We start from the raw sequence: 19,006 nt of genomic DNA on the forward strand, positions 1-19,006 counted from the left end.
GACCAAAAGCTGAGTTACGGTGTCTTGATGCACCAGAAAGTTGAACGGTCTGTCACGCCTAAATTCTTATTTCTTTATCTCTTAAATTTGAAAACAGGTGATGTAAACATACGAGAAAGTTGAGGCTTATATTTTAACCGCAGACGCACGCAGATGGACGCAGGCAAGTGCGCCCGGCGACTTGCCGGTCGTAATGCATTTCAGAAACCAAGACTTTCAATCAGCGGGTAAGATAGGGTTTGGCCACAGGCTCTTAATCCTATTGGTTAGGGAACTTTATGGTTCGTAAGTCGTCCCAAAAATAGAGTAGTCAATCAGCACGTTATTACTCAGATCTGGGACATCATCACGCTTTCTCTCTCCGTGGAGGTAATGTTCAAATCGATTAAATGACTGATAAACTAGTCCCACCTGATCGTCTTTGTTTTCAATCATTGTATTTGCAATCAGGCCAAACACGTACTTTGCAATAGCCACTCCAGCTGCTGCAGCAGGGTTTGCTGCAGCGCTGGCCAGAGCTAAAACATTGTCCACGAAACCATCGAACTCTGGTGCGCTAATCACACTATCTATCTTTCGTCCGAGATTGTTTACATCCTCATCAATTTCAAAAATCATTAGAGACCAGTTGAATGATACGGGTATCTTTTGTGCCGTATACAGCGCATACCCCGTGTCACCGAATGTCATTTGATGACCATCTCTTACATTGTCCAGCTGCATTAAGACCTTTGAACTCAGAACAGATTGGGCAGCGACCTTGATCAGTTCTTTTTTTTGCTCCGGATCTGTTGTTCGCTGAAGGTCATCCAGCACTGGAAGATTTACGTCTTCACCAGTGATGAAACTAAGTATCTTAAGTTCGCCAGGTCCCCACTCACGGTTGTTTAGAATTTTTAACTTGTTGATTCTAAAGACGAAGAATTCCATGATTTGCCCCTCCTTTAGTGCCGCAATCTCTTTATTTTTTGCTTGGATTATTTTCCGTAGTTCTTTATTGTAGTCGAACTTGACGGTTAAAATAACTATCAAGATGGCAGTTAATCCGTATGCAAATCCAGCGAGCGCATTGAATTTGAAACCCTTAACTTCAATTGATGAGTTTGGCCATTCCCATTATCTATCACATATAGCCATACGCACCAAGGCTGCAATCTTGTGCACAAGAGCTCACATGAAAATGTATAGGAAGACATAGGGCGCTTACTCGCCCCGATATATTAATTTTTTTAATTGATTAATATAAATTTATACGTCTATAAAGTATAAAATTAAAAATAACATTAACACAATTTTGTATCAAGGAAAAAATGAAAAAAATAGACTTTTTCACAGTCTAAAATTTTCATTTTTAGATGTATGTATTAAAATTAGATATCATTTTAATTGGTTGACGTTAAAATTTAGTCATTATCTAAAAATTGTTTGGCCTAAAAAATAAATTTTAGTTGAGCTTATCTATTCTATATAAAAATAATTGTTTTCTCTTTTCTTGTTCATATTTGGCAAAATTTTGTCATAGAGTCTGTGGCCAAACCTCATTTTGACTACATGATTAGAAATCAGGATTGAAAAAAATTATGAAAAATTCTCCTCTGAGTAGGGTTGGTCACAGACTCCATAATTTTAAGTAATCAAACCTGTGCAGATGGTCTGTGCAATGATAATAATTCAGAATCTGGCGGCAATCAGGGGAAAAACTCTACTAAGGAATCCCATATCCACTGACCATCCTACCTAGTCAATCACTCACCTACGCAACTACTCAACCCAAGTGCACCCATCGGATGCACTCAGCTCTTGTTTGACACGAAACCATTGAATAGTGTAACTTTGTTCGAGAGCTGAGCAGAAGTTTTAAGATTTCCCTTTCCATCAGTGAGCTATAAAATTGACCAGACAAGCTTTTGCAGGCTCATCATTGTCCCTAATAGCTCGAAAAATTTTGAACAGATTTCTTGACAATACTCGCCTGGCTCTGCTAGGGGTCTTCTACTTTTTGTAGGCGCGTAGCTCAGGGGGAGAGCACTTGCTTGACGCGCAAGGGGTCAGGAGTTCAAATCTCCTCGCGCCTACCACCAATAGAAATTATTTAGGGAGGCCTTAAGCCTCCCTAATCTGTTTATAGGCAGGAAAAAATGGTCAAGATAATTGGCGTGCAGGAAGATGTTCAGATCGAGTCCGGCCAGACCTTTGCAGATGTTTTAAAAGCTGGTTTGTCCAACAAAAAAAGAAAGCAGGTAGTGGCCTGCAAATGTGATGGGCAGCTTTTTGATTTAACCCGTCGGGTTCCGGAAGATTGTGCAGAGATAGAGCCTATCTATATAGACTCCTCGGAAGGTCTGGAAATTTTACGCCACAGTGCCGCCCATATTATGGCCGAGGCTGTTAAAGATTTGTTCCCTACGGCCAAGGTGACCATTGGCCCTAGCATTGAAAACGGTTTTTACTACGATTTTGATTATGAGCGCCCCTTTACTCCGGAGGATCTGGAAAAGATAGAGGCCCGCATGCAAGAGAGCGTGGCCAAAAACCTTCCTTTTGAGCGCGAAGAATTGTCCAGGGAAGAGGCCAAGAAGCTTTTTCTTGGCATGAATGAGACCTACAAGTTAGAGATCCTGGATGAACTTTCAGATTCCAGGGTGACTATTTATCGGCATGGCGATTTTGTCGATCTTTGTCGCGGCCCGCACATTCCTTCTACTGGCTATTTAAAAGCTTTTAAGTTAACGTCTGTTGCTGGGGCTTATTGGCGAGGCGATGAGAATAAGCCCATGCTGCAGAGAATTTATGGTACTGCCTTTGCGAGCCCAAAAGAGTTAAAAAAATATTTGAATCAGTTAGAAGAGGCCAAGAAGCGTGATCACAGGAAGCTTGGTCCTCAACTGGATCTTTTCAGCTTTTCTGAAGAGGCTGGTCCCGGAATGCCTATTTTTCATCCCAAAGGGGCATTAATACGGGCTATTTTGGAGGATTTTGAGCGTAAAGAGCATCTAAAACGAGGTTATGAGATTGTTCAGGGGCCACAGCTTTTAAGGCGTGAGTTGTGGGAAAGGTCTGGTCATTACGATAATTATCGGGAGAATATGTATTTTACCGAGATTGACGACCAGGTCTATGGAATCAAACCCATGAACTGCTTGGCCCACATGCTTATTTATAAGTCCAGGATGCGCAGTTATCGGGACCTGCCCGTGCGTTATTTTGAATTAGGTACTGTTCATCGCCATGAAAAATCAGGTGTTTTGCATGGGCTACTTCGTGTGCGCCAGTTTACCCAGGACGATGCACACATTATTTGCCGCCCGGATCAGCTCCAGGACGAAATAACCGGAGTCTTGCAATTTGTGCAGGATATCATGCGGTTATTTGATTTTGAATATGAGATGGAAATTAGTACCAGGCCGGAAAAGTCCATTGGCTCTGATGAAGATTGGGACCGCGCGACCAAGGCTTTAACCCAAGCACTCGATTCACTCGGTTTAAAATATGATATTTGTCCGGGCGATGGCGCATTCTATGGTCCAAAAATTGATGTAAAACTAAAAGATGCCCTGGGGCGAAAATGGCAGTGCGCCACAATACAATGCGATTTTACATTGCCTGAGCGTTTTGACCTGGTCTATATTGGCGAGGATGGTCAGAGGCATCGGCCGGTGATGCTGCACAGGGTTGTTTTAGGAGCAATCGAGCGCTTTTTAGGCGTGCTTATTGAACATTACGCCGGTGCATTTCCTACCTGGTTGGCTCCTGTACAGGCCAGGATTCTGACCATTACCGATGCTCATAAGCCATATGCAGAAAAATGTTATAAGGATTTGCGCAAGGCCGGGATAAGAGTGGAGTTGGATACGCGCAATGAAAAGTTAGGATATAAGGTGCGTGAAGCTCAGATGGAAAAGATCCCTTACATGCTTATTGTGGGCGAGAAAGAAATAGAGCAATCTAGTGTCAATGTTCGCTTGCGCGGAGGGAAAAATTTGGGCATGAAGACAATTCAAGAAGTGGTTGAACTAATTATAGAAGATATGGATGAACCGTTTAAAAAGGGAGGAATGAGCTATAGATACCTCTATTAAGGCTCGACGGAATAGGCAGATCAGGGCCAAAGAAGTTAGGGTGATTAATGTTGATGGGCAGCAGCTTGGTATCATGGATATTGCCCAGGCTTTGCAACATGCTCAGGCAATGGGGCTTGACTTGGTTGAGGTTGCGCCTAATGCTAATCCGCCGGTATGCCGGATAATGGACTATGGTAAATTCCAGTATCAACAGCAAAAAAAGCAACAGGAAGCCAAGAAGAAACAGACCAAGATCCAACTCAAGGAAATAAAAGTTCGCCCCAAGACAGATGAAAACGATTTGCAGACAAAGGTTCGGCATATTCGCAGGTTTATCGAAAAGGGTGACAGGTGCAAGGTTACTGTTTTTTTTCGCGGCAGGGAATTGGCCCATAAGGATCGCGGCTTAGAAATTTTAAAGAAGATAGTTGAAATGCTCTCCGACATTGCTAAGGTTGAGCAGCAGCCGAAGTTTGAAGGTAGGACCATGAACTTGATCCTGTCTCCGATTGCCGGAAAGAAAAAGGTTAACTGATTTATTTTTCATTTTTATATTTTAATAAGACATTAAGCTTTCAGTTTTGAGCTTTTTAATAGGGAGGATAACATGCCTAAGATCAAGACAAACAGAAGTGCGGCCAAGCGCTTTTCTCTGACTGGTTCCGGAAAGGTTAGAAGAAGAAGACAAAATTTAAGGCATATTTTGACTAAGAAGAATGCCAAGAGAAAAAGAAGATTGGGACAGCCTGCACTTGTAGACAGTGCCAACATTAAGCAGGTTAAAAAGTTGATGCCTAATTCATTTTAGTTTTATTTTTTAGGAGGAGAAAGCAATGCGTATAAAAAGAGGAAAAACTGCCCACCGGAGGCATAAAAAATATTTGAAGATGGCCAAGGGCTATCGCGGTGCAAGGAGTAAATTGTATCGTACCGCACGGGAAACAGTGGAAAGAGCCCTTTGTTATGCTTACAGAGACAGGAAGCAGAAAAAAAGGGATTTTCGCAAGTTATGGATTGTGCGTATTAATGCCGCGGCTAGAGAGTATGGTCTCTCATATAGCCGGTTCATGCACGGTTTAAACGAGGCTGGGGTGGCTGTTAACAGAAAGGTCCTTGCGGACATGGCTGTCAATGAAAAGGCTGCTTTTGCCAAACTTGCGGAAATGGTAAAAGCTAGGGCAAATTGATGATATCAGTTCAAGATATAATTCAGGATTTAGAAGGCCTGATCCAGGAGCTAGAGCAAAGCCTGGGTCAGGCTTCTTCTTTCCAGGAGTTGGAAAAGATCAGGGTTGAGTACCTGGGGCGAAAAGGCCGACTTGCTCAGGTAATGTCCCGCTTGCCTGAACTGTCCAAAGAAGATCGCCCCCAGGCCGGAAAAAAGGCCAATGAAATAAAGAACAAGCTGCACGAACTTTTCGAAGAGAAAAAAGAGTCCCTTGAAGAGCAAAAGAACCGCCTGGATTTGGCCACGTTTGATCCCACCATTCCGGGCCGAAATCCGGATGTAGGTTCCCTTCATCCAATAACCAGGGTAATAGAAGATATCTGCTCGGTCTTTATACAGCTTGGTTTTGATGTGGTCTCTGGACCGGAAGTAGAGAACGATTTTTACAATTTCGAAGCCCTGAACATTCCCCCTGAACATCCTGCCCGGGATATGCAGGACACCCTGTATATCACAGATAAAATTTTGTTACGTACCCATACATCTCCTTTGCAGATCCGCACCATGCTTAAACGCAAGCCACCGGTTGCAGCCGTGGCCCCGGGCAAGGTATATCGTCGCGACTCTGACTTAACACACACACCAATGTTCCATCAGATAGAAGGTTTTTTGGTTGATACTCAGGTGAGTATGGCCGATCTCAGAGGGACATTAACCGCGTTCCTGCACCGGATTTTTGGGCCCAAGACCAGGGTACGTTTCCGCCCAAGCTTTTTCCCTTTTACCGAGCCCAGCGCAGAAGTAGATATCAGTTGTGTAATGTGTGGTGGTGAGGGGAAAATAGATGGCCAGACCTGTCGAGTTTGTAAAGAAACAGGCTGGGTGGAGATCTTGGGCTGCGGAATGATTGATCCGGCAGTATTTGCTATGGTGGATTACGATCCTGAAAAGTACAGTGGTTTCGCCTTTGGACTTGGTGTGGAACGGATAGCCATGCTCAAATACGGTATTGGCGATCTGCGCATGTTTTTTGAAAATGATATTCGTTTCTTGCAGCAATTTGTTTAACATATACTGTTGAGTGTTAAGTTGTAAGGTTGAACTTTTTTAATGTTCGGAAATTCAACTTTAACTCTGAAAATATAACGCTTAAACCTCCATCGTCATTCTGAGCGAAGCGAAGAATCTCAGCGAAGCAAAGGCCTGTCCTTAGTAAAGCGCAGGAATTCAGAGACCCTTCTAGGACGCTCAGGGTGACGTTAACCTAACTATAGGTATTTTCACGGTAAACTTAGCACTCAATACTTAATATTTAATAATAGTTTAGAACAGAGGAGTCCATGCTTTTAAGTTTAAATTGGTTGCGCGAATTTACCCCTTATGAAGGCTCTATAGAAGAACTGGCCGAGAGACTGACCATGCTCGGTCTTGAGGTCGAAGAGATAATCGAGCCTTTTGCACACCTGGCCGGGGTCGTAGTCGGTCATGTGCTGGAATGTGTACCACACCCTAATTCAGATCATTTGTCTTTGTGTCGGGTAGATGTAGGGGAACAGGTTTTACCGATTGTTTGTGGCGCGCCAAATGTAGCAAAGGGTCAGAAGGTCCCGGTGGCCCTGGTAGGGACAACCATGCCTGCCGGGTTTAAGATTAAAAAGGCCAAGATTCGAGGAGAGGTTTCGGAAGGGATGATCTGTTCGGAAACCGAACTTGAGCTTGGCACTGATGCATCCGGTATCATGGTTCTTGATGACGGGCTAAAGCCGGGCACGCCTCTGGTTCAGGCCCTGGGGCTTGATGAATGTGTTTTAGACATTGGCGTTACTCCCAACCGAGCAGATTGTTTAAGCGTTCTGGGATTGGCCAGGGAGGTAGCCACTGCCTTTGATTTGCCATTAAACCTTCCCAAGTTCGAGCTTGAGGAAAATGCCGATCTGGATTGCACCAGGGAAGTCGAGATAATTATAGATGACCCCGATCTTTGCCCACTTTATCAGGCCAGGATTCTGACTGGCTGTCAGGTAAAGCCGAGCCCCGCCTGGATGCGTTACAGGCTGATGGCTGTGGGCATAAGACCAATCAATAATATTGTTGACGTGACCAATTACGTGCTCATGGAGTTGGGTCAGCCTCAGCACGCTTTTGATAGAGAGCTTCTAGCCGGGCAAACTATTCGAGTGGCAAGAGCAAAACAAGGCATGGAAATTGTGACCTTGGATGATCAGGTTCGCAAACTGGAAGACTCTGATCTGCTCATCTGGGATTCAGAAAAGCCGGTGGGTTTGGCAGGAATTATGGGCGGAGCCAATAGTGAAATCAATGAGAAAAGCTCTGAAGTCCTGCTTGAGTGTGCGATTTTTAACCCCCCGACAATCAGAAAGACTGCACGCCGCTTAGGTATAAGTTCCGAGGCTTCTTTCCGTTTTGAACGGGGAGTTGACCAGGTAGGTTCACCCTTTGCCCTGGACAGGGCAACTTATTTAATGGCTACTCTCTCCGGGGGCAAAGTTGCAAAAGGTGTAGCCAAAGCCGAGCCCAGGCCGTTTGTTAGCTGCCAGATAGATTTTAGACCAAAGCGGGCTAGTGAATATTTAGCCCTAGATATAGATGAAGCCTTTTGTGCCAAAACCCTGTCCAAACTCGGCTGTGTGGTCGAGGAAAACGGGTCTAAATGGAAGGTTATTCCTCCCAGCTACCGTCTGGATCTAGAAAGGGAAGTGGATCTTATTGAAGAAGTGGGTCGGGTTTATGGTCTAGACAAGATCCCTGCCCACCTGCCCAGGGTTAGCAAGTCCTTGGATGAAGAACATATCGACCGTGATTATGCCTTCACTTCAAAGGTCAAGAAGTGGGCCTTGGGGCTGGGTCTGCAGGAGGCCATAAACTATAGCTTTGTAGGTACACAGGACCTGGATCTTTTGGGTATTGCCGAGGAAGGCCGCGTTTTAATCTGCAACCCCCTGACTGAAGAGCAAAATGTCATGCGACCGGATCTTTTGCCGGGGCTTTTACAAACATTAAAAGTAAACATTGGTCAGGGTCACAAGCGTCTGAGACTTTTTGAGGTAGCCCATACCTTTATCCAGGACCAGGAAAGCGATACCGAGACAAGAGAAAATAACCGCTTGGGCATTCTTCTTTATGGGCAAAGACATGCACCTCATTGGCCGTTTAAAGAGGAAGAAGTCGATTATACCGATATAAAGGGGTTGGCAGACCACTTTTTGCTTGCCTTTAGAACACCAACAGCCCAGTTTAAGCTTGTAGAGGATCATCCTTACTTAAGCCCTTGCGTGACTTGTGAAGTTGATTCCGTTGCAATAGGCTTTCTGGGCAGGCTGAAGCCGGAGCTTGCTAAGGCATACAAGGCCAAAAGTGCTGTCTGGTATGCTGATTTTGATTTGGATTTAATGCAGCAAATTTATCATGGCCAGGTGATTAAGTTTAAGAACATTCCCAAGTTTCCGGTAGTCCGCCGCGATATGACCATAGTTGCTCCCTTAGAGCTTCAGTACGGTCGCATTCTGGAAGTTATAAAACAACTGAAATTGTCGATTCTGGAGGATGTGACCCTAATTGATATTTATCAGCCTGAAGGAGCAAAAGAAAAGAATGTTACCTTACGTTTTACCTATCGCCATCCGGAAAAGACTTTAAAAGATAAAGAAGTGAACAAAGTACAGCAAAAAGTTGCACAATTTGTACTGGATAATTTGGATGTGCGTTTTCCTTAAAGCATTATGCACTCCACAGGTAGTCCCTGTACAGACGAGACAAGTTCAGTAGTTTTTTTAGCTGGAATCAATATGAGGCGGACCTTCGGGTCCGCCTTGTTGTTTTGGGGGAATGAGTTTATAGTCTGTTTAAACAAGCAGGTATAGGGCTACGAGTTACTAAGCAATGGCGGGCAAAAAGGAAAAGTTATATAAGATTGGTCAGGCAGCTAAGATGCTCGGCCTGGAAAGTTATGTCCTCAGGTTTTGGGAGAAGGAATTCCCCCAGCTTAAACCTTTGCGCACGTCAAAAGGTCAGAGGCTTTATACTGAAGAACACATTAAGTTAATAAAAAAAATCAAGACCCTCCTTTATGAAGACAGGCTGACAATTGAAGGGGCCAAGATGCGGTTGGAAGAACAGGAGCGCTGGTCAGGCCTTCTGTTGGAAATCAAAAAAGAATTGGAGGAGATAAGGCATCTACTTGGTCAGGACGCAAGAAGTGGCTAAAATTGGCTACACTTTGGTTGAGTTGTTGAGTAGGAAAGTGGTTGAGTAAGTAGGATGGTCAAAGGAGAAGATTACCCTCGTGGCCTCACTCCTCAACATCATTTTGAGACTTACTAAATAAAGGCACTGCTGGCGGACGCACCCGACGCGACTAGCCTAAAAATTTTTTCATGATCTCTTTAAGTTCATACGCAATCTGGTAAACTTTATTTGCTTTTTCTTTGACTTCACTGGCTCTTTGAGCTGTTTCTCGTCCAGTATCTGTTATATCTTCACTCATAACAACAAATTCTTGAACCTTTTCTGACACTTTTTGAGCATTTACGCTGATTTCATTAGTTGCGGCTGATTGTTCTTCAACAGCAGTAGCTACATTGGTGGCCAGCTCACTGACTTGTTCAGTAACTTGATACATCCGATTGGCTGCTTCACCAACGAAAGCACTGTTTTTTTGTAAGTCCTTAACCATCTCTGTTATTTCAACAACAGCATCTCCTGTCTGTTTAGCAAGCTCTTTCACTTCATTAGCTACCACGGCAAAACCCTTTCCGGCATCGCCTGCTCTTGCTGCTTCAATGGTTGCATTGAGTGCTAAAAGATTAGTCTGCTCTGCAATGTTTCCTATTAAAACGATAACTTCACCGATTTTATTGGCTGCTTTAATTAAATTCTCGATAGTTTGTTTGGTATTTACAGCTTCCTGTTGAGCTCCATTCGCAGTTTCTCTTACTGACTTGGTATTTTGTGATATATCATAAATTGTAGTGGTCATTTCTTCTATTGCGGCTGCAACGCTATTAATTTCTTCGCCAGTTAACTGGGCAATATTTTTTATTCCCTCGGCTTTATTTTGAGTGTCGGAAGATACCCTGTCTATATCATTAGAAACCTGATTCATTTCGTTACTGGCAGAAACTAAATGATCAGCTTGTTGTTGAATATCAGCAATTAGCTGTTTGGATTTTGTTGCCATTTCTTGAGTTTTAGCTATCAGGTTCTTCAATTTCGTTGTCATCTCCTGAAGATGAATTAATAGTTTGCCGATTTCTGTTTTATTATTTATGTCAAAGTGAATATCAAAATCACCATCTGCTACTTTATTAAATATAGTAGTTATCTTTTTAAAACCATTATTAATAGATTTAATAATAAAAAAAGCAGTTATAATTGCAAAAAATATTGATATAGCAATAGTTGAAGACATAATAAGCTTAGCTTTGGCATAGTCGTTAGACGCATTGTCATTTCTAATTTTAGCCCTATTGACTCCATAATCCATTAAATCGTTTATAGCCTTCCGGGCTATACGAAATTTTTCTAAAGCCTTACCTAAGACTATCTCTTTAGCTCTTTCTTTTTCTCCTTTACTGCTCAATGGGAGCACTTTATCCTCTATAATCAACAAATATTCGTTAAAATTACTTTCGAATTCATTGAGCAGCAACTTTTCTTTTTCTGATAGTCTAGTCTTTCTATATTCTGCTAATTGTTTATAAATTCGATTTTTCTGCTCTTTGATTTGATTTGACAAATCTTCCATCTCTGGCATGGACACACTTATAATATGTGTCAAAACATCACCCCTGATTCTATAACTTGCTGACTTAACGTTATCTAAACCTTCTAAAGGAACTAACTCCTGGGTATACATATCAGTAGTTCTTCTGTTTATTTCCTTCATAAAATATAATCCCATTAATCCTTGGCAACAGACCAACAAAACAATAATGGCAAAAGATAGTATCAATTGAGTGCTAATTTTTAAATGCTTTATCATATTATAACTCCATTAAAACTTGCTAGATTGCTATTTTACAGATTTTTTAGGTGTTTATAAAAAATTTGCTAAAGTTTTTGTAAGGTTTTGTCAATTCTTATGTCTGAATAATCGCTTCTGACACTATTTAAGATCCGCCTGCAAAAAGTCCTTTTTTGCAGGCAATGTTGAATTTTGAATTATGAATGTTGAATTATTTAAAAGGGTTACAGGATAATTTTTTGCTAAAGTTGTAAATTTCTAATTTTTGCAGTTGCATCACTTAAAAAAGAGTATTCTAGGGTAATCCAAATCTCATTATTTTTTGCTTGCTCTGATACCTATTTTTGACTTTTTATCCTGTTTTCATAAGGTCATAGCTATTGTCTTAGGTTTCCAAATTTTTTTTGGGACCATGCGTACTTTTTCAGACATTTCAAACAGATAAAGTGTAGGTTTGAGACACTTTCCTGGTTTCTTATTCTATGTTGTGTTATTGGTCTAACCTAGCTGCGCCTTATAGTTGAATGGGTTCAAAAAGTAGATTTTGAACCGGCGATTTTCACCAATGACTGAGATTGCCACGGGCAGCGAAGCTGCCCTCGCAACGACAATCTCGCCCCTGTCATTGCGAGCGGAACAAAGTGGAGCGAAGCAATCTCAAAGTTTGAACTGCAAAAAAAATCGCTCAATTTAGGTCTAATTAAAAAAATCTCTCACTTGCTCACTTCGTTCGCTTGAGGCATTTACGCTGTTAAATGCTGAATGCCAGTCCAGCTTAGCTGGATTTAACAGGGTAGGGCGGCGTCAGTGCTACCTGTCGGATACGCCCCCTTACCTTAGACTTAGCTTTTTGATCTCCAGGGCATAGGCCTTTTTGAACTGTTCCAGAAAGTTGCGATCAATTTTATCCCCCCGCTTTTCAACTTCCAGATAACGTTTTGGTATTTTTACCTGGTCTGGATTATAGTCGGTTTTAATTTTTAATACCAACCTGGATGCTACAAATCGTTTTTGAAGATATTGGCTACAAATTCTTAAGACCATACCTGAGTATTTTGCTGGACTTACTTTGGAAATTTTTTCAACATAATAATGATATGATTTTCTATAAATTTATATTGCGGCGTTTTTTGTAAAAATAAAGTATTATATCGGATTTAATAGATTTTATTAGTTTTTTAAGATGTTTATAGTGATGATATTTCTAGAAGCGAAAATTGAGGTGTTTGAATATTTGGACAACATATTCAAGTTCATTGTTTTTTTATGTTGCAGAAGTTTATTGACTTTACTTAGTTGACCATCAGAGATGGATTGGGGTACAGAAATTTAGAAATTTTGAAAAAATAATGATATAAAATACTTTATACTTCTAAAAATACATGACAGTTTTCTTAACAATATTTGCTGGCTTTTTCACCTTCGTTTTAGGACAACTTGTACTGAAGCTGCTAATAGGCCCAGTACATGAGTTTAAGCGTACCGTTGCTGATATTTCACACGCAATTATTGAATATGCTAACGTCTATTCAAATCCTGGTGTGACAGGTGAAGAACTTGAAAAGAAAGTTTCTAATGAGTTCAGACAACTCTCGTCTCGACTGAATGCCCAAATGTACTTAATTCCACGCTACGATCTAACTTCAAAAATCTTTGGCTTGCCTTCACGAGAGGCGGTAGCAATGGCAGCTAAATGCTTAATTGGTCTGTCTAATAGCGTCTATAAATCAGCATATCACCTTGCTTCAAAGAACGCTGATAAGGCCGAAAGGATATGCGATGTTTTGGGTATCTATGTACCTGAGCAAGATTGCATTAATAAGAAAAGAGAAAAGTCCTGACAGGCCCCTGGAGCTGACCGTGTAACTGGCACGCGCTACTTGAACGGCAACTCAGCTCAACCGTTAGGTTGTGCAATTATTGCCAAAGGATCCTCTTATGCATGACTATTCAACGAAATCAATCTTCACAGAAAATTTTCTTTCCTTGGAATTGCTAAATGACATATTGAATTATTTGCCCTGGCTGTTTCTTCATATTGGGGGTAAAAGAGTAGCGGTTGATGCTAAGCCCGACCAGTTTATTACTTCATTAAACGAGAAGGCCACAAAGCTTAATTTCAACCAATCTAATTTTAAAAGGCTACTAACTACGCACGTCAAAGCTTTGAAGGCCGGTAGGAAACCTACAAAGAACTTAGCGCATTTTGTTCGTTGTCATCATGAAAAAGTTAAGGATAGCATTCACGGTATACCGAACACATTAGATAAAGCACGTAGTGCGTTACTGGCTTTAATTGAAGTTGAAGCCTTTATTGACAGAGATCAGGTATGCGATGCAATTGTTTTACTTAGTGATGAAGTTTCATCTCTGTTTATCGCAAAGGTGGTTCGTGCTTGGAAAGAACAGGCGAAAAGGCATAGGGAAGAACATGAAAGCTCTCCTTTACTTGAGATTTTTGAAGGTGACATATTTTGGGTAAGTCATAATTTGATGGATAGTCTTGATGGCGTCTCAAGGTATAGATTCCGGGAACATTTTGGCGTTGGTGAGTTTGAAGCAGCATTTGCAAGTGTAGAGTCTATGTTGGCCACATCCCTCCTAGAGGGATTATCTGGGGTGGAAGCCAAGGCAATAGCAATTTGGGGGGATCAGAGATTGACATCAACTGCCTATAACCTCTGGCTTGTGAGTAGAAGTCGAAATCTCCCAAACCGGATTAGGGATTTTGTAAACGTTGCTTTACAGAGGATTGCTGGATGGCAGTTTCCTGAGGGCTGGTGGACTGATTTTCAGTTATCTGAGCCCGCTGGTAAGGATCCGACTGGTTTGGATACTTATCGGCATTTGCCTAGTCCTTACACAACAGCACTTTGTTCCTTGAACCTTCTCAAACTAGCGATTTCAGAACCTATGAAACGACAAGGAGTCATAGGTGCAAAATGGTTACTCGAACAACAAAATCCAGATGGAAGCTGGTCAAGAAAAGATATGTCGGAGAAAGGGATTGCCGTGAGACCAGACCTCTTTCTTACCCTGTTGTCTCTTGAAGCCATAGGTCGTAGTGGAATTGAGAACGTCGACCATTCCATCCAACTAGGCGTTAAATGGATTATGCGCCAGCAGAATGAACTTGGAATGTGGGATGACGACGATTTCCCCTTTCCGTTTATGACTGTTCTAGTCTTAGAATTTTTGCAAAAAAAAGAATACTTCTCAAGAGATTTGGACACCTATTTGTCGATGTGTAGGGAGTTCTTAAACAGGAGCACGCAGCTGTCGCTAGAGGAGAATTCGAACTCTCATAAGCTAGCGATTATCACTGCTTTTCAGGGAATTGAAGCCTTCCTATATTCAGTGTTGAGTCATCCGAATGTAGATATCAAAATTTTCGAAAAAGCAAATGAAACTATTGGCATGAGGAAAGCATTGTCTCAGTTTCAAACTTACCTACAAAACAAAGGCAAGTTAAAACGTAGTAGGGTAATAAAATATCGTAATTCATTGGATCAACTTGCATACTTGCGAGATCAAGTGGTTCATAAGGGAATCGACATAACAGAATCAATGTGTCGCCCTCTCATTACAGATGCATTTAGGTTTGTGACTGAATTTTCTCTGGAGGTTTTTGGTTTCGATATATGGGACTAGCATAAGCAAAGATTATTCGGTCCAAAACAGGCTATATTTTGCCTAACAAAGGGTTGGAGTCTGACCAAAAATGTGTCTTTTTTAGTTAACTGTATGTATTTTAAGAGCTTTTGGCAGCTTAACCGTCGCCATTAGAAGCAACAAAAAGGGAAATTACCTATGCCATTATTTGAGATAGCAGGGAATAGCCTTACACCTGTTGAACAAACAAATTTTCAACTAGAAAAAGACTTGCAGAGACTGATAGAGACCAATTTAGAGACAGTTTTTAATTGTCAATACGTTGCAGCTGAGTTTTCCACCGGCGCACAACATGCTGGTAGGATTGACACACTAGCATTATCAGAAGACAAAAATCCTGTAATTATTGAATATAAGAAAGTTGAATCATCTGAATTAATCAATCAAAGCTTATTTTATTTGCACTGGATTCAAGATCATAAAGGTGACTTTGAGATAGCGGTTCAAAGAGCTCTGGGGAACGGGATAGAAATTGATTGGTCAGATGTGAGGGTGATATGTATAGCTCCAAATTATAAAAAATATGACCTTCATGCTGTTCAAGTTATGGGTGCTAATATTGAATTATGGAAATACAGATTGTTCAAAAACAATACAATATATTTAGAAGAGGTTTTTCATGCCTCCAAAGTAAACAATGTAGTTGATGAAAATGGCAAGAATCCTGTGATGGTCGAAGCTGGGAAAAAGGCGGCACAGGTGAGAGCAACCGCCACATACACATTTGAACAGCATGTTGAAGGGAAAAGTGAAAATATAAAAAATCTAATCTATATGATTAGAGAGTACATGCTAGGCCTTGATTCTTCCATAGAGGAGGTGCCAAAGAAATTTTATATTGCATACAAGATATCGCAAAATATTGTATGCGTGGAGCCTCAAACAAAAAATATAAAGATATTTGTCAAATTAAAGAGTTCAGACATTGACGATCCACCTGATTTTTACCGAGATGTAAGCAAAATTGGCCACTATGGTACTGGTGACTCAGAATTTACGATATCATCAGAGGAGCAGTTTGAATTAATAAAGAAATATATTGAGTTAGCCTACAATAAAGTCGGTGGATGATCTTCTAAGAAAAGGGTGATCACGGACGGCAACCAGAAGGCTTTTTTCAAAGGCCGTGCCCACATCACTGTTGTAGCTTCCAGTAACACCAGACGTTAAAATCGAATGAGAGCAAATTTTTTATGGGGGAAAAGTGCCAATAATATCAATAAAAATTGCAAAAGGTCGTTCAATTGAGCAAAAACGGAAACTTGTAAAGGCAGTAACAGATTCTGTGGTTTCAACCTTGGATGTTAAACCGGAATGGGTTTCAGTTTTGATAGAAGAATTTGAGCGAGAGAATTGGTCCACTGGCGGAGAGTTGCATATTGATAAGTTTGGTTCTGGTTTTGGGCACTCAGGAACAAAATGAATTAACGTAGTCTCCTCACCCCCCCCTTCTTTGCCTATTTTATATGATAGACAAAGGGAGAAGCGTATCCTGGAAATAATGCAAATGATGCCAAAACAATAGGATACGCTATCTCTTCATCATTTAAGGATTTTGCGATAACGGACTTAACTCTGACTTAGTTTTTTGATCTCCTGGGCATAGGCCTTTTTGAGCTGTTCCAGAAAGTCGGGATCAATTTTACCCTTCCAGTTTTCAACTTCCAGATAACGTTTAGGGATTTTTACCTGTTCCGGATCAAAGCCGGTTTTTATTTTTAATGCCCACCTGGAGGCCTGAATTTCTTTGGCCGTCTCTTCCAGTTGCTCTTTAGAATAAGAATAGCCCAGGCTATTAAGTGCCTTACAGATATTTTCCACAGGATAGGCCTTGCGTCCAAACAGGCAACCAACCATAGAGTTGAGGAGACAGCGATATCTCTCCTGTTCAAGCATAAAATTTATGGCCTTTGAGATATTTTTGCTATCTTCTTCCTGATCAAAGGAGTAAGCTCCGCTGTCCAGATGGGAGTGGCGAAAACCTAGAGCCTGGCTGACAAAATAGGTTTCTCCCGTGGCATACCCGGCCATTTCCTGACCAAGAACGCAGGCAAAATCCTCTCCTCCGAATTTTTCCGCGGCCTTCATCGTCCCTTGTGCAAGTTGAGCGTAAAAATCATTCTTTTTAAATGCCAGATGTGTGATCGCCTCGCGATATGGCCCTAGTTGTCCAAATTCCAGGGGAACAAGAGTCTGGCTCAAAGAGACAACTCCTTTTTGCAAGGCCTCTGTGGCCCAGGCCAGGGCTACTCCTGTGCTTATGACATCAAGCCCGACGCGTTCCACGTCTTCAAGCAGGGTCAGGACATAGTCTTCCTGGGTCAGTCCCAGCATGGAGCCAACAGCAAAAATAGGCTCATAATCATAGGCTACCTGTCGGTATAAAAATTCGTGTTCAGGCCCAAATTTTTCGCGTAAAAGACCGATATGGATACATCCAACAGGGCAGTGGGCACAGGCAGTTTGACGCAAAAGGAGCTTTTCGGCAAAGGTTTCGCCTGAGATATTTTCAATTTTTGTGTCTTTGGTGGCCTGTAGGTTGCGCCATGGCAGGGCCTTGAGTTCGTTTAAGGGGATCAGATTCTGGGCCGTCCCTAAATCGTGATATTTGTGTACAGCTTTGGTCTTGGTAATAATACTGTAAATTTCATCGTAAGTTTTATTGTATTCTTTGCCCTGGGTTGCCTCGAACTCAATATGGCTGTCACCGGCTAGAACGATTCCTTTCAAGTTTTTGGCGCCCATTATTGCCCCGCTGCCCAGGCGGCCAAAATGGCGATAGGTATCTACGTTTATCAGGGCAAAACTAGCCAGATTTTCTCCTGCCGGGCCTATACGTAAGATAGAGCGGTGGCCTGAATGTTCAGGATAAACCCTGCGCAAAATTTTACCTGTTTTAAAGATATCCTGTCCCTGCAAATAAGGGGTTTCATGGATGTCGATGCTTTTTGAAGATATGGCCAGGCAGGATAATCTTTCTGCTCGGCCTTTGATCACTATGGCGTCGTAGCCAGTAAAGCGAATGGCCAGAGCTGACCTTCCGCCGGCATGGGTTTCGGCATATTGACCGTGATAGGGAGATTGAAATCCAAGCACGGTTTTACTCATCATGGGGAAATATCCGGTCAAAGGGCCAATGGCCAGGATTATGGGCTGAGAGGGATCAAAAGGGTCGGCTTTTAAGTCTGCAAAGTGGGCAAAAAGCCCGGCCGCTAGTCCTGAGCCGCCAAGCCAATTATTTCTCTGATCAAAATATTCAATGCTGGCCTTTTTTTGACTCAAGTCAACTACCAGGACTTTGAATTTATTGTTCATTATTATGCTCCGTTTGGGGATATATTTTGGATTGAATTATTTTCTCGGTAAGTTTGGCCATGGACACAAATTTGTTTTTGTGTAGACAAGTTTATAATCCAAAATTCAACATTATTCATAAGCAAGACATTGGTGGGGGCAAAAATCAACGCACTTTCCACAATGAAGACAGAAAATAGGAATATTTTCTTTGGGGTCAAAATAGATGGCTTTCACAGGACAGGCCTTTGCACATTTGCCGCAGTGAATACACAGTTTGGATTTAAAAATAATCCCTCCACCGGGACGCTGGATCAAAGCCGCTGTAGGACATGGTTCGATACAGGGGGCAGGATTGCAGGCCAGACAATGAATGGCTTCGAAGCCTGTGCTTAAGCCACCTGAAGTTTGGATGTGGATGCCCGCTTTCTTCCAGGACACAGTTTTATGTACCAACCGGGCACAGGCCAAAGTGCAACTGGAGCAACCTATGCATTTTTCCATACTTATGGCACGCAAAATTTTCACTATTTCCTCCCGATCCGGGTCTAAAGTTATTGAATTGGCAGTGGAGTCATGACTCTCTCAAATCATATCTCAACGAAATTCAATAAACTCAATGAATGTCGACGAACATAAAATATGAGCTGGTTCACGCAGCTTTTTAAGGTTTTTAGCCAAAATTTACTATTTTACCTTGGGCTAATCTTTGTTTAATATAGCTAGAACAAAAGGTCTAGCATTAGAATCGGGTCAGGCCCGACCGGTTTCGAGAACAGTTAAAATTTTTTGTTTTTTGGTGTGGGAGTTGGTTTAACCTTTCCTTTT

16 protein-coding genes and 1 tRNA gene are annotated in these 19,006 nt (G+C 41.8%); 12 read left to right on the top strand and 5 right to left on the bottom strand.

Translation table 11 applies throughout. From position 1 onward, the window contains the following. Positions 1–276 precede the first annotated feature (276 nt). The gene (locus tag KFV02_RS02685) at positions 277–930 is read right to left on the bottom strand and encodes a hypothetical protein (RefSeq protein ID WP_252379993.1); all 654 of its coding nucleotides are present in this window, start codon (positions 928–930) and stop codon (positions 277–279) included. A 1,073-nt stretch (positions 931–2,003) separates the two neighbouring features. Between KFV02_RS02685 and KFV02_RS02690 the strand changes: the two genes are divergently transcribed. The 8 genes from KFV02_RS02690 to KFV02_RS02725 all read left to right on the top strand — a co-directional run bounded on the left by KFV02_RS02690 (position 2,004) and on the right by KFV02_RS02725 (position 9,453). After that, a tRNA-Val gene (locus KFV02_RS02690) sits at positions 2,004–2,078 on the top strand. A gap of 60 nt (positions 2,079–2,138) precedes the next feature. Beyond that, positions 2,139–4,079, top strand: a complete 1,941-nt coding sequence (thrS, locus tag KFV02_RS02695) for a threonine--tRNA ligase (RefSeq protein WP_252379994.1) — start codon at positions 2,139–2,141, stop codon at positions 4,077–4,079. Further along, positions 4,063–4,596, top strand: a complete 534-nt coding sequence (infC, locus tag KFV02_RS02700) for a translation initiation factor IF-3 (RefSeq protein ID WP_252380089.1) — start codon at positions 4,063–4,065, stop codon at positions 4,594–4,596. Before thrS ends, infC begins: the two co-directional genes overlap by 17 nt. A gap of 72 nt (positions 4,597–4,668) precedes the next feature. Beyond that, positions 4,669–4,869 carry a 50S ribosomal protein L35 gene (rpmI, locus tag KFV02_RS02705; RefSeq protein WP_252379995.1) on the top strand — a complete coding sequence of 67 codons (201 nt, stop codon included), beginning with the start codon at positions 4,669–4,671 and terminating at the stop codon, positions 4,867–4,869. Positions 4,870–4,894: 25 nt separating this feature from the next. Continuing rightward, positions 4,895–5,248 (top strand): 50S ribosomal protein L20, encoded by a 354-nt coding sequence (rplT, locus tag KFV02_RS02710; RefSeq protein WP_252379996.1) that lies wholly within the window; start codon positions 4,895–4,897, stop codon positions 5,246–5,248. Continuing rightward, positions 5,248–6,297, top strand: coding sequence for a phenylalanine--tRNA ligase subunit alpha (gene pheS, locus KFV02_RS02715; RefSeq protein ID WP_252379997.1), 1,050 nt, complete (start codon positions 5,248–5,250; stop codon positions 6,295–6,297). Before rplT ends, pheS begins: the two co-directional genes overlap by 1 nt. Positions 6,298–6,569: 272 nt before the next feature. Beyond that, positions 6,570–8,963: a phenylalanine--tRNA ligase subunit beta gene (gene pheT / locus KFV02_RS02720; RefSeq protein ID WP_252379998.1), complete on the top strand. Its 2,394-nt coding sequence runs from the start codon at positions 6,570–6,572 to the stop codon at positions 8,961–8,963. Between the two features lie 166 nt (positions 8,964–9,129). Next, positions 9,130–9,453, top strand: a complete 324-nt coding sequence (locus KFV02_RS02725) for a MerR family transcriptional regulator (protein WP_252379999.1) — start codon at positions 9,130–9,132, stop codon at positions 9,451–9,453. 151 nt (positions 9,454–9,604) lie between these two features. Here KFV02_RS02725 and KFV02_RS02730 read toward each other — a convergent pair whose 3' ends face one another. Beyond that, entirely contained in the window at positions 9,605–11,230 is a 1,626-nt protein-coding gene (locus KFV02_RS02730) for a methyl-accepting chemotaxis protein (protein WP_252380000.1), read from the bottom strand. Positions 11,231–12,043: 813 nt separating this feature from the next. Then, positions 12,044–12,256 (bottom strand): hypothetical protein, encoded by a 213-nt coding sequence (locus tag KFV02_RS02735; protein ID WP_252380001.1) that lies wholly within the window; start codon positions 12,254–12,256, stop codon positions 12,044–12,046. A gap of 338 nt (positions 12,257–12,594) precedes the next feature. Here KFV02_RS02735 and KFV02_RS02740 point away from each other — a divergent pair, with 338 nt between their 5' ends. The 4 genes from KFV02_RS02740 to KFV02_RS02755 all read left to right on the top strand — a co-directional run bounded on the left by KFV02_RS02740 (position 12,595) and on the right by KFV02_RS02755 (position 16,307). Beyond that, the gene (locus KFV02_RS02740) at positions 12,595–13,053 is read left to right on the top strand and encodes a hypothetical protein (RefSeq protein WP_252380002.1); all 459 of its coding nucleotides are present in this window, start codon (positions 12,595–12,597) and stop codon (positions 13,051–13,053) included. Positions 13,054–13,150: 97 nt separating this feature from the next. Next, complete coding sequence (locus tag KFV02_RS02745) at positions 13,151–14,863, top strand: prenyltransferase/squalene oxidase repeat-containing protein (RefSeq protein ID WP_252380003.1); 1,713 nt, start codon at positions 13,151–13,153, stop codon at positions 14,861–14,863. 159 nt (positions 14,864–15,022) lie between these two features. Next, positions 15,023–15,955 (top strand): DUF5655 domain-containing protein, encoded by a 933-nt coding sequence (locus tag KFV02_RS02750; protein WP_252380004.1) that lies wholly within the window; start codon positions 15,023–15,025, stop codon positions 15,953–15,955. Positions 15,956–16,088: 133 nt separating this feature from the next. After that, the gene (locus KFV02_RS02755) at positions 16,089–16,307 is read left to right on the top strand and encodes a tautomerase family protein (RefSeq protein ID WP_252380005.1); all 219 of its coding nucleotides are present in this window, start codon (positions 16,089–16,091) and stop codon (positions 16,305–16,307) included. A 146-nt stretch (positions 16,308–16,453) separates the two neighbouring features. On the opposite strand, the gene KFV02_RS02760 is transcribed toward KFV02_RS02755, so the two are convergent. Next, entirely contained in the window at positions 16,454–18,199 is a 1,746-nt protein-coding gene (locus KFV02_RS02760; RefSeq protein ID WP_252380006.1) for an aldehyde ferredoxin oxidoreductase N-terminal domain-containing protein, read from the bottom strand. Positions 18,200–18,310: 111 nt separating this feature from the next. Beyond that, a complete protein-coding gene (locus tag KFV02_RS02765) occupies positions 18,311–18,706 on the bottom strand; it encodes a 4Fe-4S dicluster domain-containing protein (protein WP_252380007.1) in 396 nt (131 codons plus the stop codon). Between the last annotated feature and the right edge of the window lie 300 nt (positions 18,707–19,006).

Origin of the sequence: Desulfovulcanus ferrireducens, assembly GCF_018704065.1 — a bacterium.
Lineage (GTDB): Bacteria > Desulfobacterota > Desulfovibrionia > Desulfovibrionales > Desulfonatronovibrionaceae > Desulfovulcanus > Desulfovulcanus ferrireducens.

Bases quoted from the DNA above. Each gene is read 5' to 3' on its own strand.
- rpmI (WP_252379995.1), top strand. From the start codon at position 4,669: ATGCCTAAGATCAAGACAAACAGAAGTGCGGCCAAGCGCTTTTCTCTG.
- pheS (WP_252379997.1), top strand. From the start codon at position 5,248: ATGATATCAGTTCAAGATATAATTCAGGATTTAGAAGGCCTGATCCAG.
- KFV02_RS02735 (WP_252380001.1), bottom strand. From the start codon at position 12,256: ATGGTCTTAAGAATTTGTAGCCAATATCTTCAAAAACGATTTGTAGCA.
- KFV02_RS02760 (WP_252380006.1), bottom strand. From the start codon at position 18,199: ATGAACAATAAATTCAAAGTCCTGGTAGTTGACTTGAGTCAAAAAAAG.
- KFV02_RS02730 (WP_252380000.1), bottom strand. From the start codon at position 11,230: ATGATAAAGCATTTAAAAATTAGCACTCAATTGATACTATCTTTTGCC.
- pheT (WP_252379998.1), top strand. From the start codon at position 6,570: ATGCTTTTAAGTTTAAATTGGTTGCGCGAATTTACCCCTTATGAAGGC.
- KFV02_RS02725 (WP_252379999.1), top strand. From the start codon at position 9,130: ATGGCGGGCAAAAAGGAAAAGTTATATAAGATTGGTCAGGCAGCTAAG.
- KFV02_RS02750 (WP_252380004.1), top strand. From the start codon at position 15,023: ATGCCATTATTTGAGATAGCAGGGAATAGCCTTACACCTGTTGAACAA.
- KFV02_RS02740 (WP_252380002.1), top strand. From the start codon at position 12,595: ATGACAGTTTTCTTAACAATATTTGCTGGCTTTTTCACCTTCGTTTTA.
- rplT (WP_252379996.1), top strand. From the start codon at position 4,895: ATGCGTATAAAAAGAGGAAAAACTGCCCACCGGAGGCATAAAAAATAT.
- thrS (WP_252379994.1), top strand. From the start codon at position 2,139: ATGGTCAAGATAATTGGCGTGCAGGAAGATGTTCAGATCGAGTCCGGC.
- KFV02_RS02685 (WP_252379993.1), bottom strand. From the start codon at position 930: ATGGAATTCTTCGTCTTTAGAATCAACAAGTTAAAAATTCTAAACAAC.
- KFV02_RS02745 (WP_252380003.1), top strand. From the start codon at position 13,151: ATGCATGACTATTCAACGAAATCAATCTTCACAGAAAATTTTCTTTCC.